Genomic DNA, 13,804 nt, shown 5'->3' on the forward strand with positions numbered 1-13,804 from the left:
GAGACCTCGAATGAAACCTCGGTCCGCAATTGTTGCAACCGCCTTTGCCCTTGCCTTGGTTGCCGGTGTCAATGAAGCAAGCGCTGGGGAACGCGCATGTCGCAGTCCCGACTCCGTCGACACCATAGACGAGATGTTCTCCGCGATCTTCGCCTGTTGGAAGCCGCCGCCCGGAACCGCGGGCATGACCCTGACGCTGCAGTTCTCAATTCGCCGAAACGGCACGCTTATCGGCAAGCCGCGCGCCACTTACTCCCATCTAGGGGACGATGGTCCGCTCAATCGGGCCTTCGTGGCTTCCGTCCTCGAGGCGCTCGACAAGGCTCTTCCACTGCCCGTTTCGGACAGTATGGGTGGAGCAATCGGAGGACGTACGCTGTTCCCCCGCTTCACCGCGGTCAGTGAGGGTGCATCCTAGGCGCACGCGCAATGTGCATTAAACCGGCGGGTTATGCGGCTGGAACAGTCTGCCGCGCTCGGCCAGCAGGATCATCAGCAGCGCCGCCACCGACACGCTGCAGAACCCGGCGGCCAGCGGCGTCACCGTGCCGTTGAAGGCTTGGCCGATCAGCGTACCGAGAATGCCGCCAAGAAATGTCTGCATGAACCCAAGGATCGACGACGCAGTGCCGGCCAGGTGCCCCAGCGGCTCCATGGCGAGCGCGTTGAAGTTCGCGCCGAGCGCGCCGAACGGGACCATGGCGCAGGCAAAGAAGGTAATGAAGAGCCAGAGCGGCATCTTTATTTCGATGGAAACGACCAGCCAGGCAAGGCTGATGGCCAGAAACAGCAGCAACGCGCTTTGCGACAGACGGCGCATGCCGATGCGGCCGACGAGGCGCGAGTTGAGGTAGTTCGAAAAAGCAAGTACGCCGGCAACCCCCGCGAAGATGACGGGGAACATCTCGCCGACATTGAACACGCTGACATAGATCTGCTGGGCCGAGGCGATGAAGCCGAACATGGCGCCGAAGATGAAGGTGCTGGCGAAGGCATAGCAGAGCGCGATGCGGTTGGTGAGAACGATGCGGAAGCCGCCGATGATGGAGGACAGCGTCAGCGGCCGGCGATATTCGGGGTGTAGTGTCTCGGGCAGGCGCAGCAGCGACCAGGCGGACACGATCAGCGCGCCGGCTGCCATGGTGACGAAGATCACATGCCAGGTCGCAAACAGCATGATGAACTGGCCGATACCGGGCGCCACCACCGGAATGGCCATGAACACCATGAAGATCAAGGACATGACTTCGGCCATGCGCCTTCCGTCGAACGTATCGCGCACGATCGAGACGGCAATGACGCGCGTCGCCGCCGCGCCGATGCCTTGCACCGCCCGGCATAGCAGAAGCGTGGCGAATGACGGGGCGATTGCCGCAGCGCCGGCCGCCAGGACGTAGATCACCAGCCCTGCGACAAGCGGCGCGCGGCGCCCGAAGCGGTCCGAGATCGGCCCGAAGAACAGCTGTCCGCCGCCAAAGCCAAGGATATAGGCGGTGACAACATATTGCCGGTGGTTTTCATTTTCGATGCCAAGCGAAGCGCCGATCTGCTGCAGCGCCGGCAAAATAATGTCGATTGCCAGCGAATTGAGCGCCATCAGCGCCGCGCACAGCGCAATGAATTCCCAGCGCGGAATGGGCAAGGTGCTTGCCTTTTGCTGCGCTTGTGCTTGCTGATCCAAGGCCAGTCCGATCCTCAAACGAAAATGCGCCGGCTGGCCGACGCATCCATTCGTTGATTGCCCGATAGCGGGCAGAACTTTTTGCCAAGGTGGGGGCTGCCCCGGCGCTTAGCGCATGACCCCCGAAAATCGCAGGCGGAAGGTCATACGCAGAAACAGAAGTCAGGCGGCGCCTTTGACGCTGACGCCCTTTTCGACGAGGAAGGTCTGCAATTCGCCCGCCTGGAACATCTCGCGGATGATGTCGCAGCCGCCGACGAACTCGCCCTTGACGTAGAGCTGCGGGATGGTCGGCCAGTTGGAATAGTCCTTGATGCCTTGCCGCAGTTCGGCCGACGTCAGCACGTCGACGCCCTTATAGTCGGCGCCGATATAGTCGAGGATCTGCACGACCTGGCCGGAAAATCCGCATTGCGGGAAGCCGGGCGTGCCCTTCATGAAGAGAACGACGTCGTTGCCCTTCACTTCATTGTCGATGTAGTCGTTGATGCCGCTCATGGAATACCCTTTCATGCCTGTGGGAGTCAGGCTCGAACATTACCCTTCAAATAAACCCATGGGTTGCGCGAAACAAGATGTTTGCCGCCTTGCCATGCAAATGGCGCAAAGGAACGTCTGATCTTGGGCCAAGAGCGTTGGCCACCATCTTTCCCGAGGCGCGATGAGAAGACGATATCTCGCCGGGTTCCTCCTCGCCGTTCTGTTCGCCGCACTGTCCTTGATCTGGTGGGCCAGGTCGCCGAGACAGCCATCTCTCGTCGTCGGCGGTGAATTACCGGCGCCGTGCCGCGACGCGAGCTTCGAGGCGGTCGCCTATGTCGTCTGCGAAATCGATCTGCGCCACTATGACATCGGTGTGTTCCACGCAGGCCTTGACGGCAAGGCTTTCGGTTCACTGGACAAATTCGACAAGGCGATGGCGGATCATGGCCGGCCGGTGCTGCTCGCCATGAACGCCGGCATGTATCACCAAGACCTGACTCCGGTCGGCCTTCTCGTCGAAGACGGCCGGGAGAAGGCGCCGATCAACGTCGCCGACAGCGAAGGGAATTTCTTCCTGAAACCGAATGGCGTCTTCCTGGTCCGGAAGGACGGCAAGGCGGCGGTCATGGAGACAAGCGCCTATGCTGCGACCAGACTGGACGTGATGTTTGCCACGCAATCCGGCCCGATGCTGGTGATCGACGGCCGGCTTCATCCCCGCTTCGAGCAAAACGGCACATCGCGCTATATCCGCAATGGCATCGGCGTGCGTGACGAAAACACTGTCGTGCTGGCGATCTCGCGCTCTGAGGTCAGCCTCGGCAGCTTCGCGCGACTGTTTCGAGATGCGCTCAATTGTCCCAACGCGCTTTTCTTCGACGGGGTCGTTTCGGCGCTGTCGAACGGCGAGCGGATGATTGTGGGTGGAAGCTATCCGGTCGGGCCGATCATCGCCGTGACCGGTAAGAAGCTTGCGAGCCGGTAACTGCAAGAGAGCTCAGTCCGGCACGCTGGTCTGCAGGGCAAGCGCGTGCAACACGCCGCCCATATTGCCCTTCAGCGCGTCATAGACCATCTGGTGCTGCTGGACCCGGCTTTTCCCGCGAAAGCTTTCGGCCACAACCTCAGCCGCATAATGGTCGCCGTCGCCGGCCAGGTCGCGAATCGTCACCTTGGCGTCGGGAATGCCTTCCTTGATCAGCCGTTCGATGTCGTGGGCGTCCATTGCCATATGAGGATTCCTTGTTCAGGTCGTGATCTCATAGATATGGTCGAAATGGCGGATGAACCACAGGGAAAGAGCCCACTCGATCACATCACGGGTCCACGACCTCATTTGCCATGAAGCGAGGGAACCAGGATTCGTGGGCGGCGGTCAATTCGCTGACCGGTATCGCACGCGCCTCGCCCAGCTTCAGGTCGCTGCCGCCGGTCGAGCCGATCCACGGCGCAAAAACGCCGAGCTTGTTTTGTTGTTCGCGAATGGCGTCCCATTGCTCGCTCTGCGGGTCGATCGACAGCGTCAAGAGATAGCGGCCCTGGTCCTCGCCGAACCAGACGGGGATTGGATCTGTGCCGATCAGGCCGGGGATGGTCGCGCCGATGCCGGAGGCCATCGCCATCTCGGCCAGCGCTACCGCGATGCCGCCATCGGAAACGTCATGCGCCGCGGTAACGACACCGGAGGCGATCAGTGCCCGCACATGGTCGCCGACCCGCTTCTCGTGGCCGAGATCGACCGGCGGCGGCGGGCCGTCGGCGCGGCCAAAGATGTCGCGCATATAGACCGACTGGCCAAGATGCGAGCCCCATATCGTCGGCGCGCCGACCAGCACGATCATCTGGCCTTCGGCGGCAAAGCCGATGCGCACCATTTTCGACCAGTCGGCAATCAGACCGACGCCGCCAATGGTCGGTGTCGGCAGGATGCCTTGGCCGTTGGTCTCATTGTAGAGGGAGACGTTGCCGGAGACGATCGGGAAGCCAAGCGCCCTGCAGGCATCGCCAATACCTTTCACCGCGCCGACCAACTGACCCATGATCTCCGGCCGTTCCGGATTACCGAAATTGAGGTTGTCGGTGGCCGCGAGCGGCAGAGCACCGGTGGCGGTAAGATTGCGCCAGCATTCGGCAACCGCCTGCTTGCCGCCCTCGTAAGGGTCGGCTTCGCAATAGCGCGGCGTCACGTCGGAGGAGAAGGCGAGCGCCTTGGTCGGGTGGCCGTCGACGCGCACGACACCGGCGTCGCCGCCGGGAAGCTGCAGCGAATTACCTTGGATCAGCGTGTCGTACTGCTCCCACACCCAGCGGCGCGAGGACAGGTCTGGTCCGCCCAGCAGCTTGAGCAGTGCCTCGGCCACGTCGGCTTGCGGTGCATCGCCGGCCAGCGGCGCCGGCTTCTTCGGCTCGACCCAGGGACGGTCATATTCCGGCGCCTGGTCGCCGAGATCCTTGATCGGCAGATTGGCAACCTCGTCGCCCTGATGCAGCACGCGAAAGCGCAGATCGTCGGTGGTCTTGCCGACGATGGCAAAGTCGAGGCCCCATTTGTGGAAGATCGCCTCGGCCTGTTTTTCCTTTTCGGGGCGCAGCACCATTAGCATGCGCTCTTGGCTCTCCGAAAGCATCATCTCATAGGCGCTCATGCGCTCTTCACGCACCGGCACCTTGTCGAGATCGAGCTCGATGCCGAGGTCGCCCTTGGCGCCCATTTCGACTGCCGAGCAGGTGAGGCCGGCGGCACCCATGTCCTGGATGGCGATAACGGCGCCGGACGCCATCAGTTCGAGGCAGGCTTCGAGCAGGCATTTTTCGGTGAACGGATCGCCAACCTGCACGGTGGGCCGCTTCTCGTCGATCTTGTCGTCGAACTCGGCCGAGGCCATGGTGGCGCCGCCGACACCGTCGCGCCCGGTCTTGGCGCCGAGATAGACCACCGGCAGGCCAACACCCTTGGCTTCCGACAGGAAGATCGCATCAGTCTTGGCAAGCCCCGCCGCAAAGGCATTGACCAGGATGTTGCCATTGTAGCGGGCGTCGAAATTGACCTCGCCGCCGACCGTCGGCACGCCGAAGGAATTTCCATAACCACCGACGCCGGAAACGACGCCGGCAACGAGATGCCTGGTTTTGGGATGGTCCGGCGCGCCGAAACGCAGCGCGTTCATCGCCGCGATCGGCCGCGCGCCCATGGTGAAGACATCGCGCAGGATGCCGCCGACGCCGGTCGCCGCTCCCTGATATGGCTCGATATAGGAGGGGTGGTTATGGCTCTCCATCTTGAAGACGACGCAGTCGCCGTCGCCGATGTCGACCACGCCGGCATTCTCGCCCGGGCCCTGGATGACTTGCGGCCCGGTGGTCGGCAGCGTGCGCAGCCACTTCTTCGAGGATTTGTAGGAACAATGCTCGTTCCACATCGCGGAAAAAATACCGAGTTCGGTAAAGCTCGGCTCGCGCCCGACGAGGTCGAGAATGCGCTGGTACTCGTCGGGCTTCAGCCCGTGCGCGGCAATGAGTTCCGGAGTGATCGGCACGGAATTGGAAATGGTCATGATCGGCAATTTGTGTCCTTGGGATCGAGTCCCGTCTTATCGCAAGCTTTGCAGCCGATACACCCCGTTGGATGACTAAAACGACGGAAAGCAACAGCTGACCGCAAGTAGCGAAAGATCGCCACTCGACCCGCCGGTTTCAAGCCGGTTCAGGAAAAGCTGTCGTAGCCGGCGCGGCCTTCGTCCAGAAGCCGCCGGATTACCGCGACGCCGTGCGCGATATCGTCCCGCTGTCGCGGTTGCGAGATGCCAAACCGTACGCCGTGAAAGGCCTGTTCGGAACGCCCTGCCTTGAACTCGTCCTCGTCGTCGATGAGCACGCCATGTTCGAGGCAGGCCTGCTTGAAAGTGCCGGAAAGCCATGGGTCCGGCAAAGTGAGCCAGACGAATGGCACGTTATCCAGCGCCTTGAAATCGAAGCCGTCGAGTGTCTCGCGCACGATCGCGATGCGCGCACCGATCTCGGCAATGCTGCGCTTGCGCACCTCAGCGGCCTGACCGGACAGCACCAGCCGGCTGCCCACCTCCGCCAGCAGAAAGGGCAGGCCGCCCGTCATCATCTTGTGGGCAACCCGGATGCGGTGACGATAGGCCGGCGGGCAAGCGAGCCAGCCGCCGCGAACACCCGCCGCAACCGATTTCGACAGGCCGCCGGCAACGATGGTCCGTTCGGGAGCATATTCGGCCATTAAAGGCGTTGGGTCATCGGTCAGTCCGCCATAGAGATCGTCCTCGATCAGGACGACGTTATATTGACGGGCGACATGCGCGATTGCCTCGCGGCGCGATGCCGACAGCGTTGTCAGCGTCGGGTTCTTGGCCGTCGGCATCAAAAACATCATCTTCGGGTGCCTTTGTGCGCAGACGCGCTCGAAATCCTGGGGATCGATGCCCTCGTCGTCAGTCGCCACCAGTGCGGTCCGGCGACCGATCAGGCCGGCACTGCGCGAGATCTGCGAATAGGTGAGGTGCTCGAAGACGACATAGTCGCCGGGGGCGGTGAGCCCCGCAATGGTTGCCATCACGGCGACGTGGGTGCCGAGCGTGGGAACGATTGCATCCGTCGCCGGGCGATAGGAATTGCGCGACAGCCAGCGCCTGCCGGCTTCGAACCAGCGGTCCGGGAAATCACGAGTATAGCTTGAAATCTCATGCGGATGGTCTTGCGCCGTGCGTGTCAACACATCGGCGACGATGGCACCCTGGCCGACATCCGGTGCGGCGGTGCTATCGAAGCGCAGCTTGTCGCCGGGCGCATCCATATAGCGCGTGCCTTGTTCGACCGGCCCCAGGAAATCCGGCTTTGCGCTCTCCGACTGTTGAGCGAGAACATAGGTTCCGCGGCCGACCTCGCCGCTGACCAGTCCCCGCTCGCGCAGCAATTGATAGGCCCTGCCAACCGTGCCGACGGTCGTGCCGATGTCGTATGCCAGATCGCGCTGCGGCGGCAGCTTTGCCCCTGCACCGATCAGGCCGCGGTCGATGTCCGTCTCGATGGAATCAGCAAGCCGCTGATAGAGCGGGCCGGTGCGGGCGGTCAGGTCTGGAAGCCAAGTTGTCATGGTGACAATTTTTTACATTGCACCGAAATGAGAGTCAATACATATGGAGCGGGCCGTACGAAAAGGCACAATTGCAATCTTGGCAGAAAGAAAATGGGTACAATAGAGACAATCCGCTACGCGGCAGTTGAATTGACCGGAAGCCGCTCGTCGGGCCGGAGATCCTATGTTCGCGGGCTCGTGCAAGTGGTCACGTCATTCGTCCGATGGATCGACAGCCTGCTGGATCGCCGCCGCAGTCGGCTGGTCCTGCTCGAGATGACCGACGCCCAGCTCAAGGATATCGGCATTTCACGCTGCGATGCCCATCGTGAAGGTCTGAGGCCGTTCTGGGACTGAGGAGTTCGACGGGGCGCTATCGCGCGTTAGCGGACGCCCGCCGCCCTGATCCGCGTGACACCGTGGTCCACAAGCACCGCCACAATGCACAGCATCAGAAAGAGCCCGGTGATGGCCAGAGCCGAGACGGCGACGCTGGTCGCGCCGTTCTTGGCGAGATCGAGGAACGGGTAGGGCACTTCACCGGCAATCGGCGCCCGCAGCAGCGCGTAGGCCAGATAGGCGATCGGATAGATCATCCACCAGGAGATGTCGCGCCACCGCGTCGAGCCGTCGGCGCCTGCCACAAGCCACCACAGCACGAACAACACCGGCGTCACATAGTGCAGGAGCACATCGCAGAGCAGGAACAGCCCTTGCGGCTGCCAAAGCTGCGCCAGGACCGTTGCATAAACGATGAGGACCAGCGTTATGGCGACGGCTACGCCCGCCCGCATCCGTGGCGCGGCAAAGGCCGGAAACCATGCATAACCCGTCGACGACAGCAACGAGGCAAGGACGAGCACCGCGCCGATGTTGGTCAGGATGGTGAAGAAGCTGAAATAGAAGACCAGCGAGCCGGCAAAGCCGCGGCCGGCTTCCATTGATGCCGGGACGGTGATGCAGAGCTGCAGGACGAGCCCGGCCAGGCCGACGACCAGACCGATGATCTGCAGCACGCGACCCATTGGGCTAGGCAGCAGCGCCGCAGGCCGGATTACCCGCCTGCCAGCGGGCAATGTCCGAGCCAATGCGCGCGCCGAGCGGTTCCGCCATCAATGGGCCGAACACGTCGACGCGGCTCGAATTGCCTTGCGCCTGCACGACCAGCAGCGGCTTTCCGCCATAATGCTTGGCCGGCACCAGCAGGAAGCGGGGCGTGCCGCCAAACGAATTCAGTTCGTTGGCCATCTGGTAAGATTTGAAGGCAGGGTCCTTGCTGGCGATCCAGCATTTGTGGGCAGCGATTGCCACCTGTTCCATGGCAAGCAGTGACGCGCTCTTGCCCGCCGGCGCCGGCGTGCTCTTCGGGCCTGACTGGCATGAGGCGAGTACAAGCCCGGCGGCAGTAGCGACGGCGAGGCGCGTGGTCGTCGGTCTCATGTTCAAGCGGCGCCCATCTCGAGTTCGGACAGAAACACCTTCAGACCGTCTGTCATCTCACCCCAGACGCGCGACAGCGCCGGATGCTGCAAGGCAATCTGCTCGTAGGCATCGAATTTCGGATAGGCGTCAAGCAAATCGGGGCGGCCGATCGTCGCCCTGAAATTGTTGAAGACGAAGCGGGTCGGCGTCAGCCAGGCATCGGCGAAGGAGATGTCGTCGCCGAGCGCGAACGGGCCATGCGCCATGCGGGCCTCGATTGCCGCAAGCCCGTGATGCAATTGGGCGAACTGTGCCTTGATCTCCGCCTCGTTGCGCTGCGGCACGAAATAGAGTTCGAACAGCTTCATGGTCGGGGCGAGCACGTCGAGGTCGGTGATGCGGGCGAACATGCGCACCAACGCCCGGTCTTTCGTATCCTTGGGCAGCAGCGCCGGCTCGGGGAAACGCTCCTCCAGATATTCGGCAATGACTACCGATTCGACGATCGTTTCGCCGGAACCGGTGATCAGCACCGGAATCCTGTTGAGCGGCGAGATGGCACGAAATGCCTCGGGGATGGGAAACCCCGGCGGCGGTACAATGAGCTTGAGCGGCACGTTCTTGATGTAGGCCAACGCCCGCACGATCGACGAATAGGGCGACAACGGCCGCGAATAGAGTTTCATGACCGTCGCTCCAGGAGGAAAATTGAAGGCATCAAGCGGCGATGCCCAGCGCGCTTTCGAACAGCGCCCGGCCGTCGCTGCCGCCATGCGCCGCTTCGATCAGGTTCTCGGGATGCGGCATCAGGCCGAGCACATTGCCGCGGCCGTTGACGATACCGGCAATGTCGTTGATCGAGCCGTTGGGATTGGTGCCTACGGCATAGCGGAACACCACCTGGCCTTCGCCTTCGAGGCGGGCCAGCGTTTCGGCATCGGCAAAATAATTGCCGTCATGGTGCGCCACCGGCGCGCGGATGATCTGGCCCGGCTGATAGCGGCGGGTGAACATCGTGTTGGCGTTGGCGATCTGCAGCTTCACCTGACGGCAGACGAATTTCAGCGAGGTATTGCGCATCAATGCGCCCGGCAGCAGGCCGGCCTCGACCAGGATCTGGAAGCCGTTGCAGACGCCGATGACCGTGACGCCCTTGGCCGCCTTTTCGGCCACAGCCCGCATTACTGGCATGCGCGCGGCAATGGCGCCGCAGCGCAGATAATCGCCAAAAGAAAAGCCGCCGGGAATGGCGATCAGGTCGACATCGGGAATGTCGGTGTCGGTCTGCCAGACGGTGACCGGCGGCGTGCCGGAAATCTTGGTCAGCGCCGCGATCATGTCGCGGTCGCGATTGAGGCCGGGGAGCAGGACGACGGCTGATTTCATGGCGTGTCCAATTGAATCACGAGGCATATCCAAGTTTGGCGTATCGGCGGCGTATTCACGGGTCAAGCGGCAGTTAAGGCTTTTGGGCTATTTAACGACGGCAAACCGGGCGAACGCATTTGAAGAGCGGCTGGGAACTGAAATTCGAAGACCGACACTGGGCCGCCGGGGTCTCCGGTGCGATTGTCCTGCTTGTTTCCGCATTTATCTATGCGTTCTTTTCTCAAGCTGACGCAACCTTTGCGACGGCGTTTTCGAAAGCGCTTTCTCTGAAAGTCGATCTCGGGCGGTGCTCCTCGTCTTTTGCCAATCTGATCATGGCGCAGATTTCCTATGCATTGACGATCTGCCTGGTGCTTCTGGGCCTCATGGCGTGCCTTGCCGTGGTTTGTGTTCGAGACGCTGCGAACAGGGCCGGATATCTCAAGCTTCTGCTTGGGACATCTGCGTTCATTCTCATCTTGCTGGCAATGGCGATGAACGACGACGGGTTTTGGCTAAGTTCAACAGGCCGCAGATTTTTCGGGCGGCGATTGAGCATAGCTGACGCATGCCTACAGAGTCACAATACTAATTTTATTCGCATTTACGTGATGAGCATCTGGCTTGGTTTTGGGTCTTGGATGCTTATTATGATGGATATTCTGTGCTTTCGAGCGATAGCTCTCCGTCGAAACCATAACGATTTGCCAACTGACTCGGGGCTGCATGCCGAAATACTGGACATTCATGCTAAATACGGCGGTGTGAGGCGGCCAACCCAGGCTCGACGATGGAAGTTATCGGCAGTGGTAGTGGCGGGCCTCTTTTTGGCCGCAGGAATTCACGGGCTGTACAAACTGGCTCTCGTTTTAGGCGCGCTCTAAGCGGCGTTCGCTATGCCCAAGGCGATCGTCCTGCCGCGCCAGCACACCGTAAATGTTCTTCACATCGCCCTCGGTGGCGATGAGATGACCACGGATCGAACCCAACTCGGACTTTACTTCGCCAAGTGTCAAATCCATCCTGTCCAGCCGCGACTGAATGGATTTGAGGACTTCAAAAATCAGGCTTCCATCGATCTCGGTCATCTACCCTCCGGGACAACCTCAGGTAATGGCCACACTATAATTCTCAATCACCGTATTCGCCAGAAGCTTGTCGCACATGGCTTTCAGATCCGCCTCGGCCTTGGCCTTATCGCCCTCGGCAAGCTCGATATCAAAAACCTTGCCTTGCCGCACCTGGCCGACGCCGCCGAAACCCATTCCGGACAGCGCATGCTCGATTGCCTTGCCTTGTGGGTCGAGCACGCCGTTCTTGAGGGTTACGGTAATGCGGGCCTTGATCACGCTGGACATGCTCCTGTTCACCTGTTGAGCTGGCAAGCCATCAATGTGGCTTGCCTTTGACGCCGTCGGTCGATGCGACGAGCACCGGTCCGGCCGGGCGCGGCGGCTCGTTCTCGTTCATGATGCCGAGGCGGCGGGCAACTTCCTGATAGGCTTCGACCAGCCCACCCATGTCACGGCGGAAACGATCCTTGTCGAGCTTATCCTGTGTCGCCACGTCCCACAGCCGGCAGGAATCCGGCGAGATCTCATCGGCAACGACGATGCGCATCATATCGCCTTCGAACAGGCGGCCGCATTCGATTTTGAAATCGACGAGCTGGATGCCGACGCCCATGAACAGGCCGGAAAGGAAGTCGTTGACGCGAATGGCCAGTGCCATGACATCGTCGATCTCCTGTGGGCTCGCCCAGCCGAAGGCGGTGATGTGCTCTTCCGATACCATCGGATCGTCGAGTGCATCGGCCTTGTAATAGAATTCGATGATCGAGCGCGGCAGCACGGTGCCTTCCTCGATGCCCAGGCGCTTGGCCAGCGAGCCGGCGGCGACGTTGCGCACCACCACTTCGAGCGGGATGATCTCGACTTCCTTGATCAACTGCTCGCGCATGTTGAGCCGGCGGATGAAGTGGGTCGGAATGCCCATCCGGTTGAGGTGGTTGAAGATGTGCTCGGAAATGCGGTTGTTGAGCACGCCTTTGCCATCGACGATTTCATGCTTCTTCTTGTTGAAAGCGGTAGCGTCGTCCTTGAAGAACTGGATCAGCGTGCCAGGCTCCGGTCCCTCATAAAGGATCTTGGCCTTGCCTTCATAAATGCGGCGGCGATTTTTCATCTGATTTTTCTCTGGATTTGCGGGCAGGCGGCAAGCGACCAGTTCCTGTCCGTCTGCCTAAAATAAGATGGCGACGGTGGGGTTCAATGCCGGTGTCTATCCCAATCGCACTGTTTGCTCAATCGGCAAATCCTTTCAATCAACCGCTTTCGGGCACCGAAATGCCGCAGCGCAGCAAGCAATGTAGCATATTGACCGGCCTGCGCCCTTTTGGTTTGTGCTCCGGCAACACATATTGGCACAACGAATCGGATTTCACGGAGGGATGCCATGAGCAGCATGAAAGACCGCGAAGAGGGCTTTGAGCGCAAATTCGCATTCGACGAGGAACTTCGGTTCAAGGCTGCGGCACGCCGCAACAGAGCGCTCGGCCTGTGGGCTGCCGAAAAGCTCGGCAAATCCGGCACCGATGCCGACGCTTATGCCAGGGAAGTAGTCGTCAGCGACATCGAGGAAGCCGGCGATCACGACGTTTTCCGCAAGATACGCAAGGATTTCGATGCGGCGGGCATCGACCAGTCGGACCATCAGATCCGCCGCACCATGGATGAATTGATGGCGCAGGCGATCGAGCAGATCAAGAACACCTGATTTTTCAGCCGGTACCGATCGAATGCTGGACCAATCGACCGCCCGGCCTAACCGCGCGGTTTTTCTTTGCCTTTGCGGTCATTTCCGGCTGAATTGCTGCAAGCAAAGAGGAAATCGCCAATGTCCCTGAAGTCACGCCTTGCGGTCGACGAGACGCTGTTCACCGCATGGTCCGGCGTGCCGGATGCCTTGACGGTCGAGATACTGGCCAGGCAAGGGTTCGACGCGGTTACGCTCGACATGCAGCATGGGGGCCATCACGAGGACAGCGTGCTGCGCGGGCTTGTGCCGGTGCTGGCCGCCAACAAGCCGGCTTTGGTGCGCATCCCGGTCGGCCGCTTCGACATGGCCAGCCGCGCGCTCGACTTCGGCGCCGAGGCTGTGATTGCGCCGATGGTGAATTCAGTGGGGGACGCAAAGCTGTTTGCCGCCGCCATGAAATACCCGCCGCTCGGCGAGCGCTCCTGGGGTCCCACCTATGCTTTTCCGCGCCATGGCAAGGGCGATTATGCCGACTGGCTGCGCGACAGCAACCAGCGCACCATGGCGTTCGCCATGGTCGAAACGCGCGCCGCGCTTGATGCACTCGACGGCATTCTCGACACGCCGGGTATCGACGGGATCTTCCTCGGCCCGTCGGATTTCTCGATCGCCTGGTCGAAGGGGACCACCGTCAGTTCGACGCTGGAGAGCATGATGGAGACCGTCGCCTCAATCGCCGAGCGCACCCGCAAGGCCGGCAAGCATGCGGCGATCTATGTGATGGAACCGGCCGTTGCCGGTCGCGTGGTGTCGATGGGCTACCGGCTGCTGGCGTTGGGTTCCGAGCATTCGCTGATTTCGCTTGGGGCAAAGACCCTGCTGAGCAGCGTCAGGGATTCGATCGCTTCCTAGAGTATCCGTGTTGGTCAAGGGAGAGATGGTGTCCAGGTCCGATTGTCCCTGAGTAGTGCGTTTGCGAGGATGATGAGCTTTCG

Annotated in this window: 18 protein-coding genes; 6 read left to right on the forward strand and 12 right to left on the reverse strand. The window is 61.2% G+C overall.

The features are described 5' to 3' along the window. Nucleotides 1-10: 10 nt before the first annotated feature. Nucleotides 11-418 (forward strand): UCP034077 family protein, encoded by a 408-nt coding sequence (locus NKH60_RS28345; RefSeq protein WP_352874204.1) that lies wholly within the window; start codon nucleotides 11-13, stop codon nucleotides 416-418. 18 nt (nucleotides 419-436) lie between these two features. Here the strand turns inward: NKH60_RS28345 and NKH60_RS28350 are convergent, their stop codons facing one another. After that, complete coding sequence (locus NKH60_RS28350; RefSeq protein WP_502893744.1) at nucleotides 437-1,636, reverse strand: multidrug effflux MFS transporter; 1,200 nt, start codon at nucleotides 1,634-1,636, stop codon at nucleotides 437-439. A gap of 207 nt (nucleotides 1,637-1,843) precedes the next feature. Next, nucleotides 1,844-2,179 carry a Grx4 family monothiol glutaredoxin gene (gene grxD, locus NKH60_RS28355; RefSeq protein ID WP_023674712.1) on the reverse strand — a complete coding sequence of 112 codons (336 nt, stop codon included), beginning with the start codon at nucleotides 2,177-2,179 and terminating at the stop codon, nucleotides 1,844-1,846. A 163-nt stretch (nucleotides 2,180-2,342) separates the two neighbouring features. Here grxD and NKH60_RS28360 point away from each other — a divergent pair, with 163 nt between their 5' ends. Next, nucleotides 2,343-3,149, forward strand: a complete 807-nt coding sequence (locus NKH60_RS28360) for a phosphodiester glycosidase family protein (RefSeq protein ID WP_352874205.1) — start codon at nucleotides 2,343-2,345, stop codon at nucleotides 3,147-3,149. Between the two features lie 12 nt (nucleotides 3,150-3,161). Here NKH60_RS28360 and NKH60_RS28365 read toward each other — a convergent pair whose 3' ends face one another. The 3 genes from NKH60_RS28365 to NKH60_RS28375 all read right to left on the reverse strand — a co-directional run bounded on the left by NKH60_RS28365 (nucleotide 3,162) and on the right by NKH60_RS28375 (nucleotide 7,280). Then, complete coding sequence (locus NKH60_RS28365; protein ID WP_023674714.1) at nucleotides 3,162-3,395, reverse strand: BolA/IbaG family iron-sulfur metabolism protein; 234 nt, start codon at nucleotides 3,393-3,395, stop codon at nucleotides 3,162-3,164. 85 nt (nucleotides 3,396-3,480) lie between these two features. After that, nucleotides 3,481-5,718, reverse strand: coding sequence for a phosphoribosylformylglycinamidine synthase subunit PurL (gene purL / locus NKH60_RS28370; RefSeq protein ID WP_352874206.1), 2,238 nt, complete (start codon nucleotides 5,716-5,718; stop codon nucleotides 3,481-3,483). Nucleotides 5,719-5,867: 149 nt separating this feature from the next. Continuing rightward, nucleotides 5,868-7,280 carry an aminotransferase-like domain-containing protein gene (locus NKH60_RS28375; protein ID WP_352836315.1) on the reverse strand — a complete coding sequence of 471 codons (1,413 nt, stop codon included), beginning with the start codon at nucleotides 7,278-7,280 and terminating at the stop codon, nucleotides 5,868-5,870. Nucleotides 7,281-7,373: 93 nt separating this feature from the next. On the opposite strand from NKH60_RS28375, the gene NKH60_RS28380 reads away from it, so the two are divergent. Continuing rightward, complete coding sequence (locus NKH60_RS28380; protein WP_352449398.1) at nucleotides 7,374-7,619, forward strand: DUF1127 domain-containing protein; 246 nt, start codon at nucleotides 7,374-7,376, stop codon at nucleotides 7,617-7,619. A 26-nt stretch (nucleotides 7,620-7,645) separates the two neighbouring features. On the opposite strand, the gene NKH60_RS28385 is transcribed toward NKH60_RS28380, so the two are convergent. The 4 genes from NKH60_RS28385 to purQ are packed head-to-tail and all read right to left on the reverse strand — an operon-like array spanning nucleotide 7,646 to nucleotide 10,070. Next, a complete protein-coding gene (locus NKH60_RS28385) occupies nucleotides 7,646-8,287 on the reverse strand; it encodes a Pr6Pr family membrane protein (protein WP_352836312.1) in 642 nt (213 codons plus the stop codon). A 4-nt stretch (nucleotides 8,288-8,291) separates the two neighbouring features. Next, entirely contained in the window at nucleotides 8,292-8,702 is a 411-nt protein-coding gene (locus NKH60_RS28390) for a hypothetical protein (RefSeq protein WP_352836309.1), read from the reverse strand. Nucleotides 8,703-8,704: 2 nt separating this feature from the next. Then, complete coding sequence (locus tag NKH60_RS28395) at nucleotides 8,705-9,370, reverse strand: glutathione S-transferase family protein (RefSeq protein ID WP_352836307.1); 666 nt, start codon at nucleotides 9,368-9,370, stop codon at nucleotides 8,705-8,707. A 31-nt stretch (nucleotides 9,371-9,401) separates the two neighbouring features. Continuing rightward, nucleotides 9,402-10,070 (reverse strand): phosphoribosylformylglycinamidine synthase subunit PurQ, encoded by a 669-nt coding sequence (gene purQ, locus NKH60_RS28400; protein WP_352836305.1) that lies wholly within the window; start codon nucleotides 10,068-10,070, stop codon nucleotides 9,402-9,404. Nucleotides 10,071-10,189: 119 nt separating this feature from the next. On the opposite strand from purQ, the gene NKH60_RS28405 reads away from it, so the two are divergent. After that, nucleotides 10,190-10,936 (forward strand): hypothetical protein, encoded by a 747-nt coding sequence (locus NKH60_RS28405; protein WP_352766805.1) that lies wholly within the window; start codon nucleotides 10,190-10,192, stop codon nucleotides 10,934-10,936. Here NKH60_RS28405 and NKH60_RS28410 read toward each other — a convergent pair. Genes NKH60_RS28410 through purC form a run of 3 tightly spaced genes read right to left on the reverse strand, consistent with a single transcriptional unit; the run spans nucleotide 10,922 to nucleotide 12,236 of the window. Beyond that, nucleotides 10,922-11,140: a hypothetical protein gene (locus tag NKH60_RS28410; protein ID WP_352766803.1), complete on the reverse strand. Its 219-nt coding sequence runs from the start codon at nucleotides 11,138-11,140 to the stop codon at nucleotides 10,922-10,924. The two genes, NKH60_RS28405 and NKH60_RS28410, sit on opposite strands and share 15 nt — an antisense overlap. 18 nt (nucleotides 11,141-11,158) lie before the next feature. Continuing rightward, nucleotides 11,159-11,401 carry a phosphoribosylformylglycinamidine synthase subunit PurS gene (gene purS / locus NKH60_RS28415; protein WP_352766801.1) on the reverse strand — a complete coding sequence of 81 codons (243 nt, stop codon included), beginning with the start codon at nucleotides 11,399-11,401 and terminating at the stop codon, nucleotides 11,159-11,161. A 40-nt stretch (nucleotides 11,402-11,441) separates the two neighbouring features. Continuing rightward, the gene (gene purC / locus NKH60_RS28420) at nucleotides 11,442-12,236 is read right to left on the reverse strand and encodes a phosphoribosylaminoimidazolesuccinocarboxamide synthase (RefSeq protein WP_023674725.1); all 795 of its coding nucleotides are present in this window, start codon (nucleotides 12,234-12,236) and stop codon (nucleotides 11,442-11,444) included. 270 nt (nucleotides 12,237-12,506) lie between these two features. On the opposite strand from purC, the gene NKH60_RS28425 reads away from it, so the two are divergent. Both NKH60_RS28425 and NKH60_RS28430 read left to right on the forward strand, forming a co-directional pair. Then, the gene (locus tag NKH60_RS28425; RefSeq protein WP_254817651.1) at nucleotides 12,507-12,827 is read left to right on the forward strand and encodes a DUF1476 domain-containing protein; all 321 of its coding nucleotides are present in this window, start codon (nucleotides 12,507-12,509) and stop codon (nucleotides 12,825-12,827) included. Nucleotides 12,828-12,947: 120 nt separating this feature from the next. Next, nucleotides 12,948-13,721, forward strand: coding sequence for an HpcH/HpaI aldolase family protein (locus NKH60_RS28430; protein ID WP_352874207.1), 774 nt, complete (start codon nucleotides 12,948-12,950; stop codon nucleotides 13,719-13,721). The last annotated feature ends 83 nt before the right edge of the window (nucleotides 13,722-13,804 follow it).

The organism is Mesorhizobium sp. M1006, from assembly GCF_040318825.1.
Lineage (GTDB): Bacteria > Pseudomonadota > Alphaproteobacteria > Rhizobiales > Rhizobiaceae > Mesorhizobium.

Bases quoted from the DNA above. Each gene is read 5' to 3' on its own strand.
- purC (WP_023674725.1), bottom strand. From the start codon at position 12,236: ATGAAAAATCGCCGCCGCATTTATGAAGGCAAGGCCAAGATCCTTTAT.
- NKH60_RS28430 (WP_352874207.1), top strand. From the start codon at position 12,948: ATGTCCCTGAAGTCACGCCTTGCGGTCGACGAGACGCTGTTCACCGCA.
- NKH60_RS28425 (WP_254817651.1), top strand. From the start codon at position 12,507: ATGAGCAGCATGAAAGACCGCGAAGAGGGCTTTGAGCGCAAATTCGCA.
- NKH60_RS28345 (WP_352874204.1), top strand. From the start codon at position 11: ATGAAACCTCGGTCCGCAATTGTTGCAACCGCCTTTGCCCTTGCCTTG.
- NKH60_RS28410 (WP_352766803.1), bottom strand. From the start codon at position 11,140: ATGACCGAGATCGATGGAAGCCTGATTTTTGAAGTCCTCAAATCCATT.
- NKH60_RS28395 (WP_352836307.1), bottom strand. From the start codon at position 9,370: ATGAAACTCTATTCGCGGCCGTTGTCGCCCTATTCGTCGATCGTGCGG.
- purQ (WP_352836305.1), bottom strand. From the start codon at position 10,070: ATGAAATCAGCCGTCGTCCTGCTCCCCGGCCTCAATCGCGACCGCGAC.
- grxD (WP_023674712.1), bottom strand. From the start codon at position 2,179: ATGAGCGGCATCAACGACTACATCGACAATGAAGTGAAGGGCAACGAC.
- NKH60_RS28390 (WP_352836309.1), bottom strand. From the start codon at position 8,702: ATGAGACCGACGACCACGCGCCTCGCCGTCGCTACTGCCGCCGGGCTT.
- purL (WP_352874206.1), bottom strand. From the start codon at position 5,718: ATGACCATTTCCAATTCCGTGCCGATCACTCCGGAACTCATTGCCGCG.
- NKH60_RS28380 (WP_352449398.1), top strand. From the start codon at position 7,374: ATGGGTACAATAGAGACAATCCGCTACGCGGCAGTTGAATTGACCGGA.
- NKH60_RS28360 (WP_352874205.1), top strand. From the start codon at position 2,343: ATGAGAAGACGATATCTCGCCGGGTTCCTCCTCGCCGTTCTGTTCGCC.
- NKH60_RS28365 (WP_023674714.1), bottom strand. From the start codon at position 3,395: ATGGCAATGGACGCCCACGACATCGAACGGCTGATCAAGGAAGGCATT.
- NKH60_RS28375 (WP_352836315.1), bottom strand. From the start codon at position 7,280: ATGACAACTTGGCTTCCAGACCTGACCGCCCGCACCGGCCCGCTCTAT.
- NKH60_RS28385 (WP_352836312.1), bottom strand. From the start codon at position 8,287: ATGGGTCGCGTGCTGCAGATCATCGGTCTGGTCGTCGGCCTGGCCGGG.